General features: G+C 68.7%; 18 protein-coding genes and 2 tRNA genes. 15 read left to right on the top strand and 5 right to left on the bottom strand.

The features are described 5' to 3' along the window. Nucleotides 1-210 precede the first annotated feature (210 nt). The 9 genes from dnaN to OG985_RS23340 all read left to right on the top strand — a co-directional run bounded on the left by dnaN (nucleotide 211) and on the right by OG985_RS23340 (nucleotide 11,210). Complete coding sequence (dnaN, locus tag OG985_RS23380) at nucleotides 211-1,341, top strand: DNA polymerase III subunit beta (protein ID WP_371674471.1); 1,131 nt, start codon at nucleotides 211-213, stop codon at nucleotides 1,339-1,341. Nucleotides 1,342-1,481: 140 nt separating this feature from the next. After that, a complete protein-coding gene (gnd, locus tag OG985_RS23375) occupies nucleotides 1,482-2,357 on the top strand; it encodes a phosphogluconate dehydrogenase (NAD(+)-dependent, decarboxylating) (protein ID WP_371670287.1) in 876 nt (291 codons plus the stop codon). A 52-nt stretch (nucleotides 2,358-2,409) separates the two neighbouring features. Beyond that, a complete protein-coding gene (gene recF, locus OG985_RS23370; RefSeq protein ID WP_371670286.1) occupies nucleotides 2,410-3,531 on the top strand; it encodes a DNA replication/repair protein RecF in 1,122 nt (373 codons plus the stop codon). Then, the gene (locus OG985_RS23365; protein ID WP_371670285.1) at nucleotides 3,528-4,061 is read left to right on the top strand and encodes a DUF721 domain-containing protein; all 534 of its coding nucleotides are present in this window, start codon (nucleotides 3,528-3,530) and stop codon (nucleotides 4,059-4,061) included. Before recF ends, OG985_RS23365 begins: the two co-directional genes overlap by 4 nt. 363 nt (nucleotides 4,062-4,424) lie before the next feature. Then, nucleotides 4,425-6,509, top strand: a complete 2,085-nt coding sequence (gyrB, locus tag OG985_RS23360) for a DNA topoisomerase (ATP-hydrolyzing) subunit B (RefSeq protein WP_371670284.1) — start codon at nucleotides 4,425-4,427, stop codon at nucleotides 6,507-6,509. Nucleotides 6,510-6,551: 42 nt separating this feature from the next. Beyond that, nucleotides 6,552-9,143 carry a DNA gyrase subunit A gene (gyrA, locus tag OG985_RS23355; RefSeq protein ID WP_371670283.1) on the top strand — a complete coding sequence of 864 codons (2,592 nt, stop codon included), beginning with the start codon at nucleotides 6,552-6,554 and terminating at the stop codon, nucleotides 9,141-9,143. A gap of 18 nt (nucleotides 9,144-9,161) precedes the next feature. Then, nucleotides 9,162-9,941: a DUF3566 domain-containing protein gene (locus OG985_RS23350; protein WP_371670282.1), complete on the top strand. Its 780-nt coding sequence runs from the start codon at nucleotides 9,162-9,164 to the stop codon at nucleotides 9,939-9,941. A gap of 124 nt (nucleotides 9,942-10,065) precedes the next feature. After that, nucleotides 10,066-10,142: transfer RNA gene (locus OG985_RS23345), tRNA-Ile, on the top strand. A gap of 270 nt (nucleotides 10,143-10,412) precedes the next feature. Beyond that, nucleotides 10,413-11,210 (top strand): maleylpyruvate isomerase N-terminal domain-containing protein, encoded by a 798-nt coding sequence (locus tag OG985_RS23340; RefSeq protein WP_371670281.1) that lies wholly within the window; start codon nucleotides 10,413-10,415, stop codon nucleotides 11,208-11,210. A gap of 560 nt (nucleotides 11,211-11,770) precedes the next feature. Here OG985_RS23340 and OG985_RS23335 read toward each other — a convergent pair. Next, a complete protein-coding gene (locus tag OG985_RS23335; RefSeq protein WP_371670280.1) occupies nucleotides 11,771-12,139 on the bottom strand; it encodes a DUF6344 domain-containing protein in 369 nt (122 codons plus the stop codon). 337 nt (nucleotides 12,140-12,476) lie between these two features. On the opposite strand from OG985_RS23335, the gene OG985_RS23330 reads away from it, so the two are divergent. Next, nucleotides 12,477-12,605, top strand: coding sequence for a DLW-39 family protein (locus OG985_RS23330; protein ID WP_003999697.1), 129 nt, complete (start codon nucleotides 12,477-12,479; stop codon nucleotides 12,603-12,605). A 301-nt stretch (nucleotides 12,606-12,906) separates the two neighbouring features. Then, the gene (locus OG985_RS23325) at nucleotides 12,907-14,196 is read left to right on the top strand and encodes a hypothetical protein (RefSeq protein WP_371670279.1); all 1,290 of its coding nucleotides are present in this window, start codon (nucleotides 12,907-12,909) and stop codon (nucleotides 14,194-14,196) included. 143 nt (nucleotides 14,197-14,339) lie between these two features. Here OG985_RS23325 and OG985_RS23320 read toward each other — a convergent pair whose 3' ends face one another. Both OG985_RS23320 and OG985_RS23315 read right to left on the bottom strand, forming a co-directional pair. Continuing rightward, entirely contained in the window at nucleotides 14,340-16,013 is a 1,674-nt protein-coding gene (locus OG985_RS23320; protein WP_371670278.1) for a serine/threonine-protein kinase, read from the bottom strand. Between the two features lie 188 nt (nucleotides 16,014-16,201). Then, nucleotides 16,202-16,750 (bottom strand): helix-turn-helix domain-containing protein, encoded by a 549-nt coding sequence (locus OG985_RS23315; RefSeq protein ID WP_371670277.1) that lies wholly within the window; start codon nucleotides 16,748-16,750, stop codon nucleotides 16,202-16,204. A 181-nt stretch (nucleotides 16,751-16,931) separates the two neighbouring features. Between OG985_RS23315 and OG985_RS23310 the strand changes: the two genes are divergently transcribed. Beyond that, nucleotides 16,932-17,004, top strand: a tRNA-Ala gene (locus OG985_RS23310). A 438-nt stretch (nucleotides 17,005-17,442) separates the two neighbouring features. Here OG985_RS23310 and OG985_RS23305 read toward each other — a convergent pair. Continuing rightward, nucleotides 17,443-18,144 (bottom strand): DUF5324 family protein, encoded by a 702-nt coding sequence (locus tag OG985_RS23305; RefSeq protein ID WP_371670276.1) that lies wholly within the window; start codon nucleotides 18,142-18,144, stop codon nucleotides 17,443-17,445. A gap of 358 nt (nucleotides 18,145-18,502) precedes the next feature. On the opposite strand from OG985_RS23305, the gene OG985_RS23300 reads away from it, so the two are divergent. Both OG985_RS23300 and OG985_RS23295 read left to right on the top strand, forming a co-directional pair. Further along, nucleotides 18,503-19,036 carry a peptidylprolyl isomerase gene (locus OG985_RS23300; RefSeq protein WP_371670275.1) on the top strand — a complete coding sequence of 178 codons (534 nt, stop codon included), beginning with the start codon at nucleotides 18,503-18,505 and terminating at the stop codon, nucleotides 19,034-19,036. A 118-nt stretch (nucleotides 19,037-19,154) separates the two neighbouring features. After that, nucleotides 19,155-20,060 (top strand): rhomboid family intramembrane serine protease, encoded by a 906-nt coding sequence (locus tag OG985_RS23295; protein WP_371670274.1) that lies wholly within the window; start codon nucleotides 19,155-19,157, stop codon nucleotides 20,058-20,060. A gap of 258 nt (nucleotides 20,061-20,318) precedes the next feature. Here OG985_RS23295 and crgA read toward each other — a convergent pair whose 3' ends face one another. After that, on the bottom strand, nucleotides 20,319-20,573 hold the full coding sequence (crgA, locus tag OG985_RS23290) for a cell division protein CrgA (protein WP_356031708.1): 255 nt from the start codon (nucleotides 20,571-20,573) through the stop codon (nucleotides 20,319-20,321). A gap of 142 nt (nucleotides 20,574-20,715) precedes the next feature. On the opposite strand from crgA, the gene OG985_RS23285 reads away from it, so the two are divergent. Next, nucleotides 20,716-21,495: a DUF881 domain-containing protein gene (locus tag OG985_RS23285; protein ID WP_371670273.1), complete on the top strand. Its 780-nt coding sequence runs from the start codon at nucleotides 20,716-20,718 to the stop codon at nucleotides 21,493-21,495. Nucleotides 21,496-21,513 lie beyond the last annotated feature (18 nt).

The raw sequence follows: 21,513 nt of genomic DNA, 5'->3' as shown, positions 1-21,513 counted from the left end.
GAAAGTCGCTTCGAAGGGGGTCCTGTGCACAACTCGCTGTCCGGCTCCCGGCTGCCCCTCGTCACGACTTGACCCCGAGAGGCACCTACTGTCAGTGCGGTGCGTCAGACTGTTCCCGGTGTCCTTCCCACCGCAGGGACCGACGACACCGAGACAGACGACGAAGCCAGGCAGGGCGAGAAGCGCCGGCAACAGCAGGAGGCGGCAACAGTGAAGATCCGGGTGGAACGCGACGTACTCGCGGAGGCAGTGGCCTGGGCGGCCCGCAGCCTCCCGGCCCGTCCGCCGGCGCCTGTCCTCGCCGGCCTTCTGCTGAAGGCCGAGGGCGGCCAGCTGAGCCTGTCCAGCTTCGACTACGAGGTCTCGGCACGCGTGTCGGTGGAGACGGAGGTCGACGAGGAGGGCACCGTGCTCGTCTCCGGCCGTCTGCTCGCGGACATCTGCCGTGCCCTTCCCAACCGCCCGGTGGAGATTTCCACAGACGGTGTACGGGCGACGGTGGTCTGTGGCTCCTCGCGGTTCACACTCCACACCCTGCCTGTGGAGGAGTACCCGGCCCTGCCGCAGATGCCGACCGCCACGGGCACCGTGCCCGGCGAGGTCTTCGCGTCCGCGGCCGCCCAGGTGGCCATCGCCGCCGGCCGTGACGACACGCTGCCCGTGCTCACCGGCGTGCGCATCGAGATCGAGGGCGACACCGTCACGCTCGCCTCCACCGACCGCTACCGCTTCGCCGTCCGCGAGTTCCTGTGGAAGCCGGAGGACCCCGACGCGTCCGCGGTGGCCCTGGTGCCCGCCAAGACGCTCCTGGACACCGCCAAGGCCCTCACGAGCGGCGACAGCGTGATCCTGGCCCTGTCCGGCTCGGGCGCGGGCGAGGGCCTGATCGGCTTCGAGGGTGCGGGCCGCCGTACCACCACGCGCCTGCTCGAAGGCGATCTCCCGAAGTACCGCTCGCTGTTCCCGACGGAGTTCAACTCCATCGCCGTCATCGAGACCGCCCCCTTCGTGGAGGCCGTCAAGCGCGTGGCCCTGGTCGCCGAGCGCAACACCCCGGTGCGGCTGAGCTTCGAGCAGGGCGTGCTGATCCTGGAAGCCGGTTCCAGCGACGACGCACAGGCTGTGGAAAGGGTCGACGCGCAGCTGGAGGGTGACGACGTCTCGATCGCGTTCAATCCGACGTTCCTGCTGGACGGCCTGAGCGCCATCGACTCCCCGGTGGCCCAGCTGTCGTTCACGACGTCCACGAAGCCCGCCCTGCTGAGTGGCAAGCCTGCGCTGGACGCCGAGGCGGACGAGGCCTACAAGTACCTGATCATGCCGGTCCGCCTCAGCGGCTGACCGGCTTCCGTCAGAGAACCCGCAGGTCGGGGCGTGCGTATGAGCGCGTATGCCCACAGATGTGCGCGAGCGTCCGGGTTTAGGCTCGGACGTAGGTACGAAAGTGCCGTCACGCCACGTCGCAAACCTAAGGAACACTGATGGAGCTCGGTCTCGTCGGCCTCGGCAAGATGGGCGGCAACATGCGCGAGCGGATTCGCCGCGCAGGTCACACCGTCATCGGATACGACCGCAACCCGGACCTCGCCGACGTCCACAGCCTGGAAGAGCTTGTGGGCAAGCTGCCCGGCCCGCGCGTCGTGTGGGTCATGGTGCCTGCCGGTGCCGCGACCCAGTCGACCATCGACGAGCTCGCGGAGCTGCTGGAGCCCGGAGACGTCGTCGTGGACGGCGGGAACTCCCGCTGGACGGACGACGAGAAGCACGCCGAGGAGCTGGCCGCCAAGGGCATCGGCTTCGTCGACTGCGGGGTCTCCGGCGGCGTCTGGGGCCTGCAGAACGGCTATGCGCTCATGTACGGCGGTGACGCGGAGAACGTCGCCAAGGTGCAGCCCGTCTTCGACGCGCTCAAGCCGGAGGGCGACTCCGGCGCGGTGCACGCGGGCCGGGTCGGCGCCGGCCACTTCGCGAAGATGGTCCACAACGGCATCGAGTACGCGATGATGCAGGCCTACGCCGAGGGCTGGGAGCTCCTGGAGAAGGTCGACTCCGTGACCGACGTCCGGGAGGTGTTCCGCTCCTGGCAGGAGGGCACCGTCATCCGGTCCTGGCTGCTGGACCTCGCGGTCAACGCCCTGGACGGGGACGAGCACCTGGAGGGGCTCCGGGGCTACGCCCAGGACTCCGGCGAGGGACGCTGGACCGTGGAGGCCGCGATAGACAACGCGGTGCCGCTGCCGGCGATCACCGCCTCGCTGTTCGCGCGGTTCTCCTCCCGGCAGGAGGACTCGCCCCAGATGAAGATGATCGCCGCGCTGCGCAACCAGTTCGGCGGCCACGCGGTCGAGAAGAAGTAGTCCACAGGGCCGCCCGGCGGTCCACAACCCTGGGGGAGGTCGGCGAACGACCATGCACGTCACGCATCTGTCGCTGGCCGACTTCCGCTCCTACGCCCGGGTCGAGGTCCCGCTCGACCCGGGCGTCACCGCCTTCGTCGGCCCGAACGGGCAGGGCAAGACGAACCTGGTCGAGGCCGTCGGTTATCTCGCCACCCTCGGCAGCCACCGGGTCTCCTCCGACGCCCCACTGGTCCGCATGGGCGCCGACCGCGCGGTCGTCCGGGCCCAGGTCCGGCAGGGCGAACGGCAGCAGCTGGTCGAGCTGGAGCTCAACCCGGGCAAGGCCAACCGGGCCCGCATCAACAGATCCTCGCAGGTCAGACCGCGGGACGTGCTGGGGATCGTACGGACTGTCCTGTTCGCGCCGGAGGACCTCGCGCTGGTCAAGGGTGACCCCGGTGAGCGGCGTCGTTTCCTCGACGAGCTGATCACCGCGCGTTCGCCGCGCATGGCCGGTGTCCGGTCCGACTACGACCGGGTTCTCAGGCAGCGCAACACGCTGCTCAAGACGGCGGCGCTGGCCCGTCGGCACGGCGGCCGTTCCATGGACCTTTCCACGCTCGACGTGTGGGACCAGCATCTCGCGCGCGTGGGCGCCGAACTGCTCGCCCAGCGTCTCGACCTGATCGCCGCTGTCCAGCCGTTGGCCGACAAGGCGTACGAGCAGCTGGCGCCGGGCGGGGGCCCGGTCGCTCTGGAGTACAAGCCGTCCGCGCCGGGCGAGGCGCACACGCGCGACGACCTCTACGGGCAGCTGATGGCCGCGCTCGCGGACGCCCGCAAGCAGGAGATCGAGCGGGGCGTCACCCTGGTGGGCCCGCACCGGGACGAACTGTTGCTCAAGCTGGGTCAGTTGCCCGCGAAGGGGTACGCGTCGCACGGCGAGTCCTGGTCCTACGCGCTGGCGCTGCGGCTGGCGTCGTACGACCTGTTGCGGGCGGAGGGCAATGAGCCGGTGCTCGTTCTCGACGACGTGTTCGCCGAACTGGACACCCGTCGCCGGGAGCGTCTGGCGGAGCTGGTCGCCCCTGGTGAGCAGGTCCTGGTGACGGCCGCGGTCGACGACGACGTACCGCATGTGCTGGCCGGGGCGCGGTTCGCCGTGTCCGGCGGAACGGTGGAGCGCGTATGAGCGAGGACGAGGCGGCCCCGAAGAAGAGCCCGGAGCCCTCCGGTGTGGATCTCGCGCGCGTGGCGCTGCGGGCGGCGAAGGAGCAGGCACGCGCGCGTGGGGACGCGGCGCAGCAGAAGAGGCAGGCGCGGCGCGGGGGCCTGCGTTCCGGCGCGCGCGCTGACGGGCGCGATCCGATGGCGCTGGGCTCCGCGATCAACCGTCTGATCACGGAGCGCGGCTGGGAGGCGCCGGCCGCGGTGGGCGGTGTGATGGGGCGCTGGCCGCAGATCGTCGGCGAGGACCTGGCCAAGCACTGCGAGCCGGAGAAGTACGACGAGGAGGAGCGCGTCCTGATCGTGCGCTGCGACTCCACCGCGTGGGCGACGAACCTGCGCCTGCTCGCCCCGCAGCTTGTCGCGCGGCTGAACGAGGACCTCGGGCACGGTGCGGTGAAGCTGATCAAGGTGCTCGGTCCGGTCGGCCCCACCCGCCGCTACGGCCCTCTGCGTGCCCCCGGCAGCACCGGTCCCGGCGACACCTACGGGTGAGGTACGTCACGTCCGGACGCTGACCGTGGCGCTGCCGGCGGCCCCGGAGCGCAACCGCACGCGGTTGCGAATCCCGACGTGACTCCCAAGTAGCCAAGGGTTGACGCCCGGAAGCGCTGAGTGGCTCCGTGAGCCTCTTTGAGCCCCGCTCCGTATATGGGGACCCGGCGGAGACCGGTTAAGGGCGGCACATGGGGACTCAGGTACCGGCAAACCCCCATCACTGTCGGCGCTACCGGTAGACTGGAAGCCAATCCCGCCCCGAACGTGGGGACCGCCCGGGAAAAGCTGAGCAACGCTGATCAAGGCTTACCAACGCAACATGCCGCAGCCGCTCCGGCAACCCGCCGACGAGCCTGGCTGGTGCTGTGCCAGAAAGGGCGCTTCGTGGCCGATTCCGGCAACCCCAACGAGAACATCCCGTCCACCGACGCCGGCGTGAACACCGAGGCCAACACCTCGAACGGCGAGGTCACCGCCTCGTACGACGCCAGCGCCATCACCGTCCTCGAGGGTCTGGACGCGGTCCGCAAGCGACCCGGTATGTACATCGGCTCGACCGGTGAGCGCGGGCTTCACCACCTTGTGTACGAGGTGGTCGACAACTCCGTCGACGAGGCGCTGGCCGGCCACGCGGACACCATCGACGTGACGATCCTCGCCGACGGCGGCGTGCGCGTGATCGACAACGGCCGCGGTATCCCGGTGGGCATCGTCCCCTCCGAGGGCAAGCCGGCCGTCGAGGTCGTACTGACCGTGCTGCACGCGGGCGGCAAGTTCGGCGGTGGCGGGTACGCCGTCTCCGGCGGTCTGCACGGCGTGGGTGTCTCCGTCGTGAACGCGCTGTCCACCAAGGTGGCCGTCGAGGTCAGGACGGACGGCCACCGCTGGACGCAGGACTACAAGCTGGGCGTTCCCACGGCCCCGCTCGTCCAGAACGAGGCCACCGAGGAGACCGGCACCTCGGTCACCTTTTGGGCCGACGGCGACATCTTCGAGACCACCGACTACTCCTTCGAGACGCTCTCGCGGCGCTTCCAGGAGATGGCGTTCCTCAACAAGGGTTTGACGATCAAACTCACTGACGAGCGCGAGTCGGCGAAGGCCACGGCGGGGGCCGACGAGGCGGGTGCGGACGAGAAGGCCGAGGTCAAGACCGTCACGTACCACTACGAGGGCGGCATCGTCGACTTCGTGAAGTACCTCAACTCCCGCAAGGGAGACGTCGTCCACGAGACCGTGATCGACATCGAGGCCGAGGACCGGGAGCGCATGCTCTCCCTCGAGGTCGCGATGCAGTGGAACAGCGGCTACACCGAGGGCGTGTACTCCTTCGCCAACACCATCCACACCCACGAGGGCGGCACCCACGAAGAGGGCTTCCGCGCGGCGCTCACCGGTCTCATCAACCGCTACGCGCGCGACAAGAAGCTGCTGCGCGAGAAGGACGACAACCTCACGGGTGACGACATCCGCGAGGGTCTGACGGCGATCATCTCGATCAAGCTGGGCGAGCCGCAGTTCGAGGGCCAGACGAAGACCAAGCTGGGCAACACCGAGGCGAAGACCTTCGTCCAGAAGGTCGTCCACGAGCACATCAGCGACTGGCTGGACCGCAACCCGAACGAGGCCGCGGACATCATCCGCAAGTCGATCCAGGCGGCCACCGCGCGCGTGGCGGCCCGCAAGGCGCGTGACCTCACCCGCCGCAAGGGCCTGCTGGAGTCGGCGTCGCTGCCGGGCAAGCTCTCCGACTGCCAGTCCAACGACCCCACCAAGTGCGAGATCTTCATCGTCGAGGGTGACTCCGCCGGCGGTTCGGCCAAGTCCGGCCGCAACCCGCAGTACCAGGCGATCCTCCCGATCCGAGGGAAGATCCTCAACGTCGAGAAGTCGCGGATCGACAAGATCCTGCAGAACCAGGAGATCCAGGCGCTGATCTCGGCGTTCGGCACCGGGGTCCACGAGGACTTCGACATCGAGAAGCTCCGCTATCACAAGATCATCCTGATGGCGGACGCCGACGTCGACGGCCAGCACATCAACACCCTGCTGCTGACCTTCCTGTTCCGCTTCATGCGGCCGCTGGTCGAGGCCGGACACGTGTTCCTGTCGCGTCCGCCGCTGTACAAGATCAAGTGGGGCCGGGACGACTTCGAGTACGCGTACTCGGACCGTGAGCGCGACGCCCTGACCGAGCTCGGTCGCCAGGCGGGCAAGCGCGTTCGCGAGGACTCGATCCAGCGCTTCAAGGGTCTCGGTGAGATGAACGCCGAGGAACTGCGCATCACGACCATGGACCAGGAGCACCGCGTGCTCGGCCAGGTCACCCTCGACGACGCCGCCCAGGCCGACGACCTGTTCTCGGTCCTCATGGGCGAGGACGTCGAGGCGCGCCGCGCGTTCATCCAGCGCAACGCCAAGGACGTCCGGTTCCTCGACATCTGAGTCGGTCTCAGCTGACCGCACCAGAAAGGATCTTCACCAGCAATGGCCGACGAGAACACTCCCAGCACGCCTGAAGAAGGCGAGATCACTCTGCGCATCGAGCCCGTCGGGCTCGAGACGGAGATGCAGCGCTCGTACCTCGACTACGCGATGTCCGTCATCGTGTCGCGCGCGCTGCCCGACGTGCGGGACGGTCTCAAGCCCGTCCACCGCCGCGTCCTGTACGCCATGTACGACGGCGGCTACCGGCCCGAGAAGGGCTTCTACAAGTGCGCCCGCGTCGTCGGCGACGTCATGGGCAACTACCACCCGCACGGCGACTCCTCGATCTACGACGCGCTGGTACGTCTCGCGCAGCCGTGGTCGATGCGGATGCCGCTGGTGGACTCCAACGGCAACTTCGGCTCTCCCGGCAACGACCCGGCCGCCGCCATGCGGTACACCGAGTGCAAGCTGATGCCGCAGTCCATGGAGATGGTCCGCGACATCGACGAGGAGACCGTCGACTTCACGGACAACTACGACGGCCGCTCCCAGGAGCCGACCGTCCTGCCGGCCCGCTTCCCGAACCTGCTGATCAACGGCTCGGCGGGCATCGCGGTCGGCATGGCCACCAACATCCCGCCGCACAACCTGCGCGAGGTCGCGGCCGGCGCCCAGTGGTGCCTCGAGAACCCCGAAGCCTCCCACGAGGAGTTGCTCGACGCCCTGATCGAGCGCATCAAGGGCCCCGACTTCCCGAGCGGTGCCCTGGTGGTGGGCCGTAAGGGCATCGAGGAGGCGTACCGCACGGGCCGTGGCTCCATCACGATGCGCGCGGTCGTCGAGGTCGAGGAGATCCAGAACCGCCAGTGCCTGGTGGTCACCGAACTCCCCTACCAGGTCAACCCCGACAACCTGGCGCAGAAGATCGCCGACCTGGTGAAGGACGGCAAGGTCGGCGGCATCGCCGACGTCCGCGACGAGACGTCGTCCCGTACCGGCCAGCGCCTGGTCATCGTCCTGAAGCGGGACGCGGTCGCCAAGGTCGTCCTGAACAACCTCTACAAGCACACCGACCTGCAGACGAACTTCGGCGCCAACATGCTGGCGCTCGTCGACGGCGTGCCGCGCACCCTCTCCCTGGACGCGTTCATCCGCCACTGGGTGACGCACCAGATCGAGGTCATCGTCCGCCGTACGAAGTTCCGGCTGCGCAAGGCCGAGGAGCGCGCGCACATCCTGCGCGGCCTCCTGAAGGCCCTGGACGCCATCGACGAGGTCATCGCGCTGATCCGGCGCAGTGACACCGTCGAGATCGCGCGCGAGGGCCTGATGGGCCTCCTGGAGATCGACGAGATCCAGGCCAACGCCATCCTCGAGATGCAGCTGCGCCGACTGGCCGCCCTGGAGCGCCAGAAGATCATCCAGGAGCACGACGAGCTCCAAGCCAAGATCCGCGAGTACAACGCGATCCTGGCGTCGCCGGTGCGTCAGCGCGGCATCATCAGCGAGGAACTCGCCGCGATCGTCGAGAAGTTCGGCGACGACCGCCGCTCCAAGCTGGTGCCCTTCGACGGCGACATGTCCATGGAGGACCTGATCGCCGAAGAGGACATCGTCGTCACCATCACGCGCGGTGGCTACATCAAGCGCACCAAGACGGAGGACTACCGCTCGCAGAAGCGGGGCGGCAAGGGTGTACGCGGTACGAAGCTGAAGCAGGACGACATCGTCGACCACTTCTTCGTGACGACGACGCACAACTGGCTGCTGTTCTTCACCAACAAGGGCCGCGTCTACCGTGCCAAGGCGTACGAGCTGCCGGACGCCGGCCGGGACGCGCGCGGCCAGCACGTCGCGAACCTGCTGGCCTTCCAGCCGGACGAGGCGATCGCCGAGATCCTCGCGATCCGCGACTACGAGGCCGTGCCGTACCTGGTTCTGGCCACCAAGGGCGGTCTGGTCAAGAAAACGCCTCTGAAGGATTACGATTCGCCGCGTTCCGGTGGCGTCATCGCGATCAATCTCCGCGAGACGGAGGACGGTTCCGACGACGAACTGATCGGAGCCGAACTCGTTTCGGCAGATGACGATCTGCTGCTGATCAGCAAGAAGGCCCAGTCGATCAGGTTCACCGCCACGGACGAAACTCTGCGCCCCATGGGCCGTGCCACCTCGGGCGTCAAGGGCATGAGTTTCCGTGAGGGCGACGAGCTCCTCTCGATGAATGTTGTTCGACCCGGTACGTTCGTGTTCACTGCCACAGACGGTGGGTACGCGAAGCGGACCGCCGTCGACGAGTACCGCGTCCAGGGTCGCGGCGGCCTCGGCATCAAGGCCGCCAAGATCGTCGAGGATCGTGGGTCTCTCGTCGGCGCGCTGGTGGTCGAGGAGACCGACGAGATCCTCGCCATCACGCTGTCGGGCGGTGTGATTCGTACGCGAGTCAACGAGATCAGGGAGACGGGCCGTGACACCATGGGCGTCCAACTGATCCACCTGGGCAAGCGCGATGCCGTGGTCGGTATCGCTCGTAACGCCGAGGCGGGGCGCGAGGCGGAGGAGGTCGAGGGCGACGACGCCGTCGACGAGACCGCCGAGGGTGCCACGACCATCGGCACGGACGAGGGCGAGGAGCCCTCGACCGAGTAGCACGAGGAGAGAGTCAGCGTGAGCGGAGCCACGGGCGCCGGATCGACCGGTACGAACACGGACGGCGGCGGCCGTGGCTCCGCCGCGAACGCGACAGATCCGCACACGACCAACCTGCAGGCGATCAAGCCACCGGCGACCGACTCGCGCTCGCCCGACACGCGTGATTCCCAGGGGGGAACTGTGACGGACACCCGAGGTCCGCAGGCCCAGCAGTACACCGCCGGCGCGGGCCAGACCGCGGCCCAGGCCGCTCCGGGCGTCCAGCCCCAGCCGCCGGCCTCGGCCCCGAAGGCTCCCTCCCCGCTGCCGGGTGAACGCCAGCCGCAGCAGCCCACAGGGCCCTACCACCCGCCGCAGGCCTACCAGGGCGAGGGCCCGGCAGGCGCCGTACGCCGTCCGCGAACCGGCGCGCGGACCGTGCCCCGCACCCGCAAAGCCCGCCTGCGGGTGGCCAAGGCCGACCCCTGGTCGGTGATGAAGGTCAGCTTCCTGCTCTCCATCGCACTGGGCATCTGCACGATCGTCGCGGCCGCCGTGCTGTGGATGGTCATGGACGCCATGGGTGTCTTCTCGACCGTCGGCGGCACGATCTCCGAGGCGACCGGCTCCAACGAGTCGAACGGCTTCGACCTGCAGTCCTTCCTGTCGCTGCCCAACGTCCTGATCTTCACGACGATCATCGCGGTCATCGACGTCGTCCTGGCGACGGCGCTGGCGACGCTCGGCGCGTTCATCTACAACCTGTCCGCGGGCTTCGTCGGCGGCGTCGAGCTCACCCTCGCCGAGGACGAGTGACATTGACTTCGGCGGTCGTTCCAAACCTCCGCCGAAGGCCCTGTCACAACCGATTTTGGGACTGCCCATGTCGTGCGCTAATCTTCAGGAGTCAGCGCGCGGGACACACACCGCAGAGCGCGGCGGGGCTATAGCTCAGTTGGTTAGAGCGCATCCCTGATAAGGATGAGGCCACAGGTTCAAATCCTGTTAGCCCCACCAGCGAGAAGACCCCCAGGCGATCATGCCCGGGGGTCTTTTGACATCTCCGGCTGACATCAGCCGATGATGTGATCTTCCAGCAGTTCGGTGACCATCTCGGTCGCATCGCGTTGGTCGGAGCCGACCAGGTGCGTGTAGGCGTCCATGGTCATGCTGATCTGGCTGTGCCGGAGGATCGTCTGAGCGGGCGCCCGGCCCGTGCCGCGCGCTCGCCGCCGCGGCTGTGAAAATCACTGTCCGGTTGTCGGAACACGGTGATAGAGAGTCCCTGTGACAACGACACTCGCGTTCCCCGTTCTGTTGCGACTGATCGACGAACGGTCGACCGCCTTCCGCGCCGCGGTCGCCTCCGCGCCCAGCCTCGACGTACAGGTGCCGACCTGCCCCGAGTGGACGCTGCTCGATCTGGCGCAGCACATCGGTGAGGGGCGCCGCGACTGGGCCGCCACCGTCGCCGCGGGGCCTGCTCCGGCCAAGTCCGCAGCGGAGGGCGCCCCGGCTGCGCCTCGCGAGCGCGAGGCCCTGCCGGCCTGGTTGGCGGAGTCCACGGAGCAACTGCTGGACGCACTGCGGAAGGCCGGCCCGGATCGCGGTTGCTGGACGTGGTGGGGTGCGTCCCAGTCGCCGCAGACCTGTGGCGCCGTCGCCCGGCACCAGCTCCAGCAGATGGCGGTGCACACCTACGACGCCCAGGTCACTGTGGGTGCCCCGGAGCCGCTGCCGGATGAGGTGGCGCTCGACGGTGTCGAGGAGTTCCTGTTCACCTGCGTCGCAACGACGAGTGCCTGGCCGCACAAGCCCACTGCCTTCGACTTCCACGCCACCGAGGGCCACTCCTGGCGCCTCACGGTCGACGGCGACGGCGCACGCTCCACCCGTATCCCCGCGCCCGGCGCGACGCCTGTCGTCGCTGCCGAGGAGGGCCCGAACGCGGCTGGCGTCTCCGTTCGCGGCACGGCCAGTGAGCTGGTTCTCTTCGTGTACGACCGTATCCCGGCGGACTCCCTGCAGGTCGAGGGAGACGCAGGTTTGTTCGACCTGCTCCGCGCGTGGGAGCCGGAGGAGTAGGGCGGGTGCTGTAGGGCGGCGAAGTAAGCCTGGATGAGGCCACAGGTTCAAATCCTGTTGGCCCCACCAGCGAAAGACCTCCGGTCCTTGAGGACCGGGGTCTTTGTCATGTGCGACCGCCTTGTGGCAACGGCCGGGGCCGTGCAGGGCGGGGCGTCTGCGGGGAATCAGCCCACAGGGCACCGGGACCGGCCGGCTTGAGGTGGCTCGTTGCGGTGCGTCCGAACCTCGGGAGTGAGCGTCCCCGGACCGGTGCGGCGGTCACAGCACAAGACCCCCGGCCGATGTGGCCGGGGGTCTTCGTCGTTTCCTTCTCAGGTCTTCATCGAGAGCGTTGTACGCAAGTTCGCCGTTCCGTCATGGACGTGAGAGAAGGGGCCTGTGGTGGGTGGGAGGCGCGGTGTGGATGCCGCGGCCGTATCCCGCTCGGTGCGTGCCTTCTTGGAGCAGCCTTCTGGCAGGGCCTACTGGGTGGTGACTGCTCAGCGGTCGCTCAGGACGGTGCAGGAGCGGTGCAGCGGCAGTACCGAGGCGGTGCGGAGGGGCGGTGCGGAGGCTGTTCAGCGTTGGAGAGGTGCGGTGGGCTCGTCCGGTGCGTCGGGGGAGGCGCAGAGGGTGCCGGGTGTGGCGGCGGTTTCCGCGTCCGCGTCCGCCGACGGGCGGTGGCGGCAGCTGGGGGACTTGCCGTGCGCCTCGGCATGGATGCGCTGTTTCATCGTGGGGGGCAGGGACCTGGCGAAGGACCAGGCCCATGGGGCCGTCGCCGGTGTCGTCGCCTGGGCGGTCGCGGCGCGTTCCGTGTTGCGCGCGGCCTCGGGCTGCGGTACAGCCGCTGCGGCGGTCGTCGTGACGAGTCCGAGCGCCGTGAACAGCGCGAGGAAGGCGGTGACGATGGCGGTCCACAGCTTCATGACCTTGTTCTGGGCCATGGTCCCTCACTTTCGGGTCGGGCGATTTGCGTACTTTCCTCATGATGTGTATGAGGGCCGCGAAGTGGTGGACCGACGGCCGTGGCGCGTCGATCTTCGGATGAACACCACCCGTATGGCCCCAAAGGGTGCTGAAAGGGAAAAAACGGGATGAGATCGCACGTAATCACCGCCCGTGGGGATGTGATCACCCTCTGATCGGAGGGGCGCGATCCGCTTCTATCGCGGTGCCGGGGGCGGCAGTTGGGGGGCCCAGGCAGGTCACCGATCGGTATCGGTCGGTGTGTATAGTCGGGCGCCAGAGGTCCCCTACGTCAAGGAAAGACGAGGTCGCACGGTGAAGAAGCTTCTCCTGGTCGCACTGGCCGCCATCGGCGGGCTCCTCGTGTACCGCCAGATCCAGGCGGATCGCGCCGAGCAGGATCTGTGGACGGAGGCGACTGACTCCGTGCCCACGGGTTCGTGAGCATCGACAACCGAATCTGAACAGACCCCGGCCGTCTTAACGGTCGGGGTTTTGCGTTGCCGGAGCCCGCCTGTGCGGGGATGGAGACGCGGCCAGGATGTCAGGCGGTCGAGGCATGGGGCCTTCGGGCCGGGTGTTTCGGACGCTCGTGCGGATTGCGCGGATGACGCCCGGCCCGGCGGGGCAGGATGGGTCACGGTCGCGCGGTCCGGGCGACGACGAGGGGTGGCGCATGATGGGGCGGCGTACGACGTGGTGGCGCGCGAGGCCGGCGTGCGGGCGTCTGCCGGCGTACGCCCGCATGACCGCCCACGCGCGCGTGACCGTCGTAGCCGTCACACTGTGCGCGGCAGTGGCGATGCTGCCCGGGGCGCCCGCGGCAGCGGCCGACACTCCCAGCCCCGGCTCCGCCCCCTACGCCTTCGCCGACGACGGCCAGTCCGTCGACGGCAGCGCGAGCACCACGGACGCCGAACGCCTGAAGCCCGGAACGTCGTACAAGAGCACCGTCCCGAGCACCGGCAAGGTCTACTACCGCCTCGAACTCGACGCCAGGTCGAACGCCTACGTCTCCGCCACCGCCGTCCCCGGAACGGACACGACGGTCACCGCGGGCGACGGCATCCGCGTGTCGGTCCAGGACGCCAACGGCAACTCCTGCTCCTTCGACAGCGCCACCATCGGCGCGAGTCGCAGCCCGCACCCCGTCACCGCCGTCGGCACGCGCGAGGCCAAGCCGACGCGGGTCCTGTGCCAGGCCGGCGGCACGTACTACCTGGTCGTCGAGCGCATCGTCGGCACGAGCTCCTCGCCGGACACCTGGGACCTCGAACTCTCCCCCGTGCTGGAGCCACGCCTGCGGCAGACCGGTGCGACAAGCGCTCCCGAGGCCTGGAACTCGGCTTCGGCGGAGCCGATCCAGGGTGAGGCGGAGCGATGCCGGGGCGGCTTGGGCTTCGCCTCGGCCACGCCGCTGAAGCAGGGGGTGTGGCGTGACGACATCCGCCCCGGACAGACCCTCTTCTACAAGGTGCCGCTCGGCTGGGGGCGGCAGCTGTACGCCGCCGCCGAGCTGGGCAACTCCAGCGGTGGCAGCGGCTTCGTGCCCGGCGCCCTCAACCTGTCGCTCCACAACCCTGTGCGCAGCGAGATCGAGTACACCGGCGTCACCTACGACGGCAGCCAGAAGTCGGCCACCCTCGAGCCGCTCCCGCCGGTCGCGTACCCCAATCGCTATGCCGTGGCCAAACGCGTGAGCACCACGCGGTTCGCCGGCTCGTACTACCTCGTCGTGAACCTGGCCGCGCAGGTCGCCGACCGGTTCGGCGACGGACCCGTCGGGCTGACCCTGCGCCTGCGGGTGAAAGGCGAAGCGGGGAGCGGTCCCGACTACGCGGAGCCGTCCGAACCGGAAGGGATCTTCGGCGGCTCGGGACCGGACGGGCAGGCGGCTTCCCCGGGCGGAGCCGCCGCGGACGGGAACGCCACGATGAGACTTGTCGCCGCCGGTGGCATCGGGGCGGGCACCGTGCTGCTCGTGGCGCTCGGCGCGTGGACGGCGCTGGCACGACGGAGAGCCGACGGGCGGTAGAGGGCCGGAGCGGTCAAGACGGCGCACGGTAGGCGCCGACGAGCGCGCCGCCCGGCTCGGAGGACCGCAGCGGTCACGCGGACCCAGGGCGAGGCTTCGCCGTTGCCGGACAGGGTGAGCCGTGGCGCTGCCCGGACCCTGCCTCAGACGCGGGCCAGGGCCCAGAAACCCACGGCGTAGCAGGCCAGCGCGAGCAGCAGCAGGGGGACCGCGATCTTGGCGGGCGGTCCGGGACGGGGCGCTACGCGGCGGGCCCGGCGGCCGGCGCGGTGGCGCGGCTGCGCATGTCCTTGCGTGAAAGGCGGAACCTTCGGGACCTGAGCGGTGTACGAAGCAGTAGAGGCGTCACCGCGTCGGTCGGGTGCCGGTGCCGGCACCAGAGGACGTGGAGCGTGAGGCGGAGGGGAGGGCAGCACATGCGTGGGGTCGTCGGGGGAGACGTAGCCGAAGTGGTGCTCAGCGCCCTCGTGCTGTGCGGGGGTCTGCGGCTGTGCCTGGGCCTGTGCCTGTGGGATTGCGTGAGGCGTCTGTGCGGCGGACCCAAGAGGAGAGGAGACGGTCGCCTGAGGAGGCGGCAGATGAAAACTGCCGGTGTCCGACATGGTGACCGGCTGAGCGGGAGTGGCCGACTCCGCGTGGGCGTCCCCCGCCGGGGGCACGGCAGGGGCATGGGCGGGCGGTGTAGGCGTCGGGGTCTCGTCCGGCGCGGACTGCGGACCGGCATTCCGACGAGGATCCTGCGATACGACACCTGCGCCCGAGCCGGACGATACGGAACCCGTGCCCGAGCCGGACCGGGCGGAACCGGTGCGCGCGTCGGGCGGTGCGAAGCCGGTGCCGGGCCCGGGCATCGCCGTGCCGGTGTTCTCATCTGTACCGTGCCCGGCACCATCGGCACCACCCGCACCCGGCCCCACCCTCACCCCGCTCGCAGGCCTGAGCGGCCCGTTCGAGCCGAACCCTGCGGGAAGCGGGCCGAGTTGGTCGAAGATCTCGATCAGCTCGTCGTCCGGGCCGGTCTCGGGCAGGAGCTCGACCGCCGAGGCGAGCGCTTTGCGCGCTCCTGTGGCGGTGCGGAACCGCGCCTGGGGATCCGGCTGCAGCAGCGACGCCACAACCTGCCACAGCGGCTCGGGAATGCCCTTGGGCGCGCTCGGAGTCCCGTGCGTCGCGAAGTACTGGATGATCGCCTTGGCGTCGGGCTTGGCCCCCTCCAGCAGATACAGGGCCACCAGTCCCACCGCGAACAGGTCGGCAGGGAAGTCCGGTTCCGCGCCCATCATCTGCTCGGGCGCCAGGTATCCCGGCGTGCCCACCACGAGGTTGGTCTCCGTCAGGCGGGGCTCGCCCAGCCGCATCGCGATGCCGAAGTCGGACAGCCGCAGCCGCGGCCGGCCCGTACCGGTGGCTTCCAGCAACACGTTGGCGGGCTTGATGTCACGGTGCACGACACCTTCCGCGTGCACCGCGCCTAGCCCCGCAAGGAGTTGGTCGAGCAGCGTGCACACGAAGGCCGGGGGGAGGGGACCGTAGTCCCCGATCAGGTGGACCAGCGAACCGCCACCGACCAGATCCATGGTGAACAGGACCTTGTCGTCGTCGGCGGCCCAGCTGGCGGGCGCGAGAACATGGGGGTGATCGATCCGCAGCGCCTGCTCACGAACGAAACGCAACAGCGAGTGGGCGTCGCTCTGTTGGAGAACCTTGGCCGCCACATAGCGGCGGCGCCGGTGGTCCCAGGCGCGCCATACGGCGCCGACTCCGCCACGTCCGATCGGGTCGGCCAGTTCGTACCGGCCGGCAAAGACCTCACCCATGAATGTGCGCCGCCCCTCCCCCTTCGGTTACCCCCCTTGCTTCCCCCCGGACGAGCGATACGACCCTCCACGCGCCACATCTCGTGTGAGACACACCCCCGCGTGTCCCGCACGACGACGGACATCCCGCGTGCCGCCGTTGACGTCGGCCCGGCCGCCGAACCCCCTTCGGCGACCGGGCCGCCGGCTCAGTTCTGGTGGGACTGGTAGTGCGCGACCGCGTCGGAGGTGCGACCCGCTCCGTACACCCGGAGGAACTCTGCCAGTTCCGGGTGGGCCGGGGCGAGGGTGTCCGCCGCCTCGATGATGTCTCCCGCCGCCGCCACCGACCGCAGCAGCGACTGGATCTCACGGACCACCCGCTTGACCGTGGGAGCTCCCGAACTGCTCGTCGTCTGCGTCGTGTTGCTCAGCACCGAGCCCCCCTGGGACTTCTTGATCTCCTCCATGCGTTCGGTCGCCTCGGCCGCGCTCACGCTGCCGTCCGCGACCTGCCCCGCGAGGTCCTGAAGCAACTGCACCCGCTGCACCACGGCGGGATTGCCGATCTTCGCCCGCTGACCGCTCATCAGCTGCGAGAGCATCGGTGCGGACAGTCCCAGCACCCCCGCGAGACGAGCCTGGTTGAGCCCAAGATCGTCTATGAGCTTACGGAAGAGCGCCCCCAGTGGCTCCCCATACCAGTTCCGCTGCAGTTCCCGCGCTCTTGCGGTCGCTTCCTGCTGTGCGGCGTCCATTGCGTCTCCCCATCGCTTCCCCAAGTACTGTGGTTCGCTGTAGCGAACCACGCCGAGCATCTTACGGAGAGTGGTCGTTCACCGGGACCCCCAATCTTTTTGCGAGATACCCGGGGTGACCCGGTACTCTGGACTGCGGCGCCCGACGGTAAGCGGTTCTCCGGTCGGACGCTCCACTTACGGGGCCTTAGCTCAGTTGGTAGAGCGCTGTCTTTGCATGGCAGATGTCAGGGGTTCGACTCCCCTAGGCTCCACACCTCGGACCGGCCGGACGCTCACACGGGCTTCCGGCCGGTTTTGCGTTCCCGTCCTCCGCGAGTGACGTGCGTCACGCGGCGTGCGGGAGGAGCGGCCGGATTCGTTGCAACAATTTGCGCAAACATCCGGCGAAAGCAGACGTGGCGGACCGGCGGCGCGGGCGGTCTCCGAGGAAACCGCGGAATCGACGCGGCGAACAGACCCCACGTGAGCTGGACCGAATTAAGCCGGGTGATCGGAAAGTCGCACAGCGTCACGAAGACTCCTGTGCGACCGACACGATCACGGCGTTGCAAACGTCACCGCGGAGAACAGCCGTAAACGCGGGCTCCCGCACCGCCCGATCACCCAGCGCCGGTTCCACGTGAAACATCGCTGTGGGGCAGGAGATGTGAAATCTCCTGCCCCACAGCGATGTTGACGAAGCCCCGGTGTCAGGGGCGGTCGTCGCGGTCCGCCGACTCCTCCTCCGCCTGCTTCGCCTGCACCTCGGGATCAAGGACGGACTGACCACTGCCGTCCACCGAAGCCAGTCGGTTCCCCTCGGGCACCTCCGTCGCGGCAGGCGGCTCCACCAGCCAGTCGGGGTTGGCCTGCTTGTCCCACCACTTCCAGGCGGCGAAAGCACCGCCCGCGACAATGCCCAGAACCGCGAGGCGCTTCGCGAGACGGCCGGTCCTGGCCCGCCGCTCGTGCTTACGGACCAGCTTCTGGATCTCCTTGGGCGAGACCTGGCCGCGCAAGGCGACCAGCGCGGCGGCGGATCGCGCGGTGGCCTCGTCCTTCACAGGCCCGGCCGCGGCCACCGCCTGCTCGATCCTCGGCCGGGAGTAGTCGGCGGCCTGCCGGGCGGCCCTACGGGTTCGGACGGCGGCTTCGTGGGCGGCCTGGTCGACCTTCGGCGGCACATGCGTACGAGCCTGCTCCAGACGTGGCACGACATGAGCGTCGAGCTGGACGCGGGCCTGCTCGGCGGCCTGCGACACCCTCGGCGCAAGCCGTACACGAGCCTCGTTCGCGTAGTGCGAGGCCCTGTCCTTGGCCGTGTCGGCGTAGGGCGCCACCACTTCCGCGGCGTGCAGCACGCTCTCCTTCGCCGAGCCGGTCGCGGCGCGCACGCTGTCGATGCGGGTCACGGGTTCCTCCTCCTCGGTGGCGTATGGTATTTCGACTTTCCACGCTTCTACGGATCATGCCTGTCGATGAACTCTTGGGCATGTGAGGGCGGGCATCCGGGTCACTCGGGATGACACCGGACCATCCCCGATCAAGAACTGCCCAAGAGTCGATCATGTGAAATAGCGGATGAATACGGGGCAACGGGAGCTTGTCGTCGACAATGCCACGGATCCCCGCCCCGCGCGCCCGGCCCGGCGCTACTCGGCCGGTTTTCTGACAGACAACTCCCCTCATGCCACGGATCCGGCGCGGGGGCCTCCCCACCCGAACCGTGCAAGGATCGGTCGGGCACAGGAAGACAACGGAAGGCAGATCGTGGCAGAGCAGCTTTACGCCACCCTGAAGACGAACCACGGCGACATCGAAGTCCGGCTCCTGCCGAACCACGCCCCCAAGACGGTCCGGAACTTCGTAGAACTCGCCCAGGGTGAGCGCGAGTGGACCCACCCGGCCACCGGTACGAAGTCCACCGACAGGCTCTACGACGGCACGGTCTTCCACCGGGTCATCAGCGGCTTCATGATCCAGGGCGGAGACCCGCTGGGCACCGGCATCGGCGGACCCGGCTACGAGTTCGAGGACGAGTTCCACCCCGACCTCTCCTTCAACAAGCCCTACCTGCTCGCCATGGCCAACGCCGGCCCGGGCACCAACGGCTCGCAGTTCTTCATCACCGTCTCCCCCACGGCATGGCTGAACCGCAAGCACACCATCTTCGGCGAGGTCACCGGCCCCGCCGGCCAGAAGGTCGTGGACGCCATCGCCGCCCTCCCCACCAGCCGCCCCAACGACCGGCCCGTCAAGGACGTCGTCCTCGAGTCGGTGCTCATCGAGACCCGCCAGACCTGACACCACGGTTCCCGAGGCCGAATCCCCGCCGACCCACGTCCGAAGGGAACCATTCGCCCCGCTCGTCCGTAAGGATGGGCGGGGCGAGGCACGTGTGTACGACGACTTAGGGGATCTCATGGACCAGGCGCCAGGCAGCCCACAGGGCCCCGAGGACCACAGCGCCCAGCCCGCCCGGTCACCCGGCTGCTACCGCCACCCCGACCGCGAGACCGGCATCCGCTGCACCCGCTGCGAGCGCCCCATCTGCCCCGAGTGCATGGTCAACGCCTCGGTCGGCTTCCAGTGCCCCGACTGCGTCCGCGGCGCCTCCGGCGGCGGGCCCGCTCCCACCGCGGCCCGGCCCCGAACCATCGCCGGCGGCACCGTCACCGCGGACCCCCGCCTCGTCACCAAGATCCTCCTCGGAATCAACGTCGCGGTCTTCATCGCGTTGAAGGCCAGCCCCTCACTCCGGGACCACCTGGTCCTCGTCGGCACCTGGCCACCGGCGCCCTTCACTCCCACACAGGGAGTCGCCGAGGGCGAGTGGTACCGCCTGGTGACCTCGATGTTCAGCCACGAGGCCTACTGGCACCTCGCCTTCAACATGCTCAGCCTCTGGTGGCTCGGCGGCCCCCTCGAAGCGGCCCTCGGCCGCGCCCGCTATCTCACGCTGTACCTCGTCTCGGGCCTGGCCGGCAGCGCCCTGACCTACCTCCTGGCCTCCCCGATCCAGGCCTCGCTCGGCGCCTCCGGGGCGATCTTCGGGCTGTTCGGCGCCACGGCCGTCCTGGTACGCCGGCTCAACTACGACATGCGGCCGATCATCGCCCTGCTGGTGATCAACCTGGTCATCACCTTCGGCTGGAGCAGCATCGCGTGGGAGGCCCACATCGGTGGTCTCGTCGCGGGCGTCGTGACCGGCTACGCCATGGTCCACGCCCCGCGCGAACGACGGACGCTGACTCAGTACGGCACCTGCGCCCTCGTCCTTGTCGTGGTCGTGGGCATGACCGTTCTGAGGACCGCACAGCTGACCTGAGCAGGCGTTTTCCACAGCGGGTGGCGGATCTTGTGCATAGTGTGCGGGAACAGGTGTGCCCCCTGCCGCGGACCCGCGTTTCCGCAGGTCAGGCAGGGGGCGAACAAGCTTTCGGTTGCCGGTCAGTCAGTCACACCGGCGTCAACACCCGAGAGGTTATCCACAGATCGTCGTTCTTTTTCCCCACCGTGTGGACAGCGGCTGTGGATAACTCCGTGGATAGCCGTGGGCAGAGGTATGTTCACCGCCCCGTGGCCCTTACTTCCACTGGGTCGAGACGCCGAATCCGGCGGCGATGAAGCCGAAGCCCACCACAATGTTCCAGTTGTCCAGCTTGTCGATGGGCAGCGAACCGTCGGTGACATAGAAGACGACGATCCAGGCCAGTCCGAGAAGGAACATGGCCAGCATCACGGGCGCCACCCATGCGCGGCTGTTCAGCTTGATGGCGGTCGCCTGCTTGGCAGGCGGCGGCGTGTAGTCGGCCTTCTTGCGGATACGTGACTTCGGCACGAGGGTCTCTCCTGTCGATGCGCTGCGTGGCCGCGCAGGGAACTGGCGTGGGCTCCGGGGCAGCGTACAAGGGGACACTGAGTGCTCCCCCGGGCGTCCGTTAGCGTAGTGCTTCCGCGCCGCCGAAGGAGATAAGGGTACGTTGAGCAATTCTGCCGACTCTCCCGGGACGGAGGCCAGCCCTGCCCGTGTGCGCCGATTCCGGCCGGTTCGGGTGCTCACAGTGGGCGTCTTCGCTCTCGCGGGACTCATTTTCTTCACCAGTTTCAACACGGCCAAGGGCACCAATATCCGCACGGACGCGTCCTTGCTCAAGCTTTCCGACCTCATCCAGGAGCGCAGTCGCAAGAACGGTGAGCTCGGCGACTCCAACGCGTCGGTCCGCAACGACATCGAATCCCTTGCCGAGCGGGACGACGGCAGTACGAAGGCCGAGGACGCCAAACTCGCGGCCCTGGAGAAGAACACGGGCACGCAGAAGCTCAAGGGCGAGGCCATCACGGTCACGCTCAACGACGCTCCGCCGGACGCCACCGCCAAGCTCCCCGGCTATCCCGAACCGCAGCCCGACTACCTGGTCATCCACCAGCAGGATCTGCAGGCGGTGGTGAACGCCCTGTGGCAGGGGGGCGCCGAGGGCATCAAGGTGATGGACCAGCGGCTCATCTCCACGAGTGCCGTGCGCTGTGTGGGCAACACGCTGATCCTCCAGGGCCGCGTCTACTCGCCGCCGTACAAGATCACGGCGGTCGGTGATCCGGAGAAGCTGCAGAAGGCGCTCGCGGAGGCGCCGGCGATCCAGAACTACATGGTGTACGTCAACGTCTACGGGCTCGGCTGGAAAGTCGACGAGGACGGGGCGGTGACTCTGCCCGGCTACTCGGGCACAGTGGATCTGCAGTACGCCAAACCCGTCGAGTAGGTCGTGCGAGCCCGCTGG

The sequence above is a fragment of the Streptomyces sp. NBC_00289 genome, from assembly GCF_041435115.1.
Lineage (GTDB): Bacteria > Actinomycetota > Actinomycetes > Streptomycetales > Streptomycetaceae > Streptomyces.
This window is presented reverse-complemented; position numbering and strand designations above follow the sequence as displayed.

What these genes read in the sequence shown, in the direction of transcription:
- OG985_RS23295 (WP_371670274.1), top strand. Translation starts at nt 19,155, where the DNA reads ATGGACCAGGCGCCAGGCAGCCCACAGGGCCCCGAGGACCACAGCGCC.
- gnd (WP_371670287.1), top strand. Translation starts at nt 1,482, where the DNA reads ATGGAGCTCGGTCTCGTCGGCCTCGGCAAGATGGGCGGCAACATGCGC.
- gyrA (WP_371670283.1), top strand. Translation starts at nt 6,552, where the DNA reads ATGGCCGACGAGAACACTCCCAGCACGCCTGAAGAAGGCGAGATCACT.
- recF (WP_371670286.1), top strand. Translation starts at nt 2,410, where the DNA reads ATGCACGTCACGCATCTGTCGCTGGCCGACTTCCGCTCCTACGCCCGG.
- OG985_RS23325 (WP_371670279.1), top strand. Translation starts at nt 12,907, where the DNA reads ATGACCGCCCACGCGCGCGTGACCGTCGTAGCCGTCACACTGTGCGCG.
- OG985_RS23365 (WP_371670285.1), top strand. Translation starts at nt 3,528, where the DNA reads ATGAGCGAGGACGAGGCGGCCCCGAAGAAGAGCCCGGAGCCCTCCGGT.
- OG985_RS23320 (WP_371670278.1), bottom strand. Translation starts at nt 16,013, where the DNA reads ATGGGTGAGGTCTTTGCCGGCCGGTACGAACTGGCCGACCCGATCGGA.
- OG985_RS23315 (WP_371670277.1), bottom strand. Translation starts at nt 16,750, where the DNA reads ATGGACGCCGCACAGCAGGAAGCGACCGCAAGAGCGCGGGAACTGCAG.
- OG985_RS23335 (WP_371670280.1), bottom strand. Translation starts at nt 12,139, where the DNA reads ATGGCCCAGAACAAGGTCATGAAGCTGTGGACCGCCATCGTCACCGCC.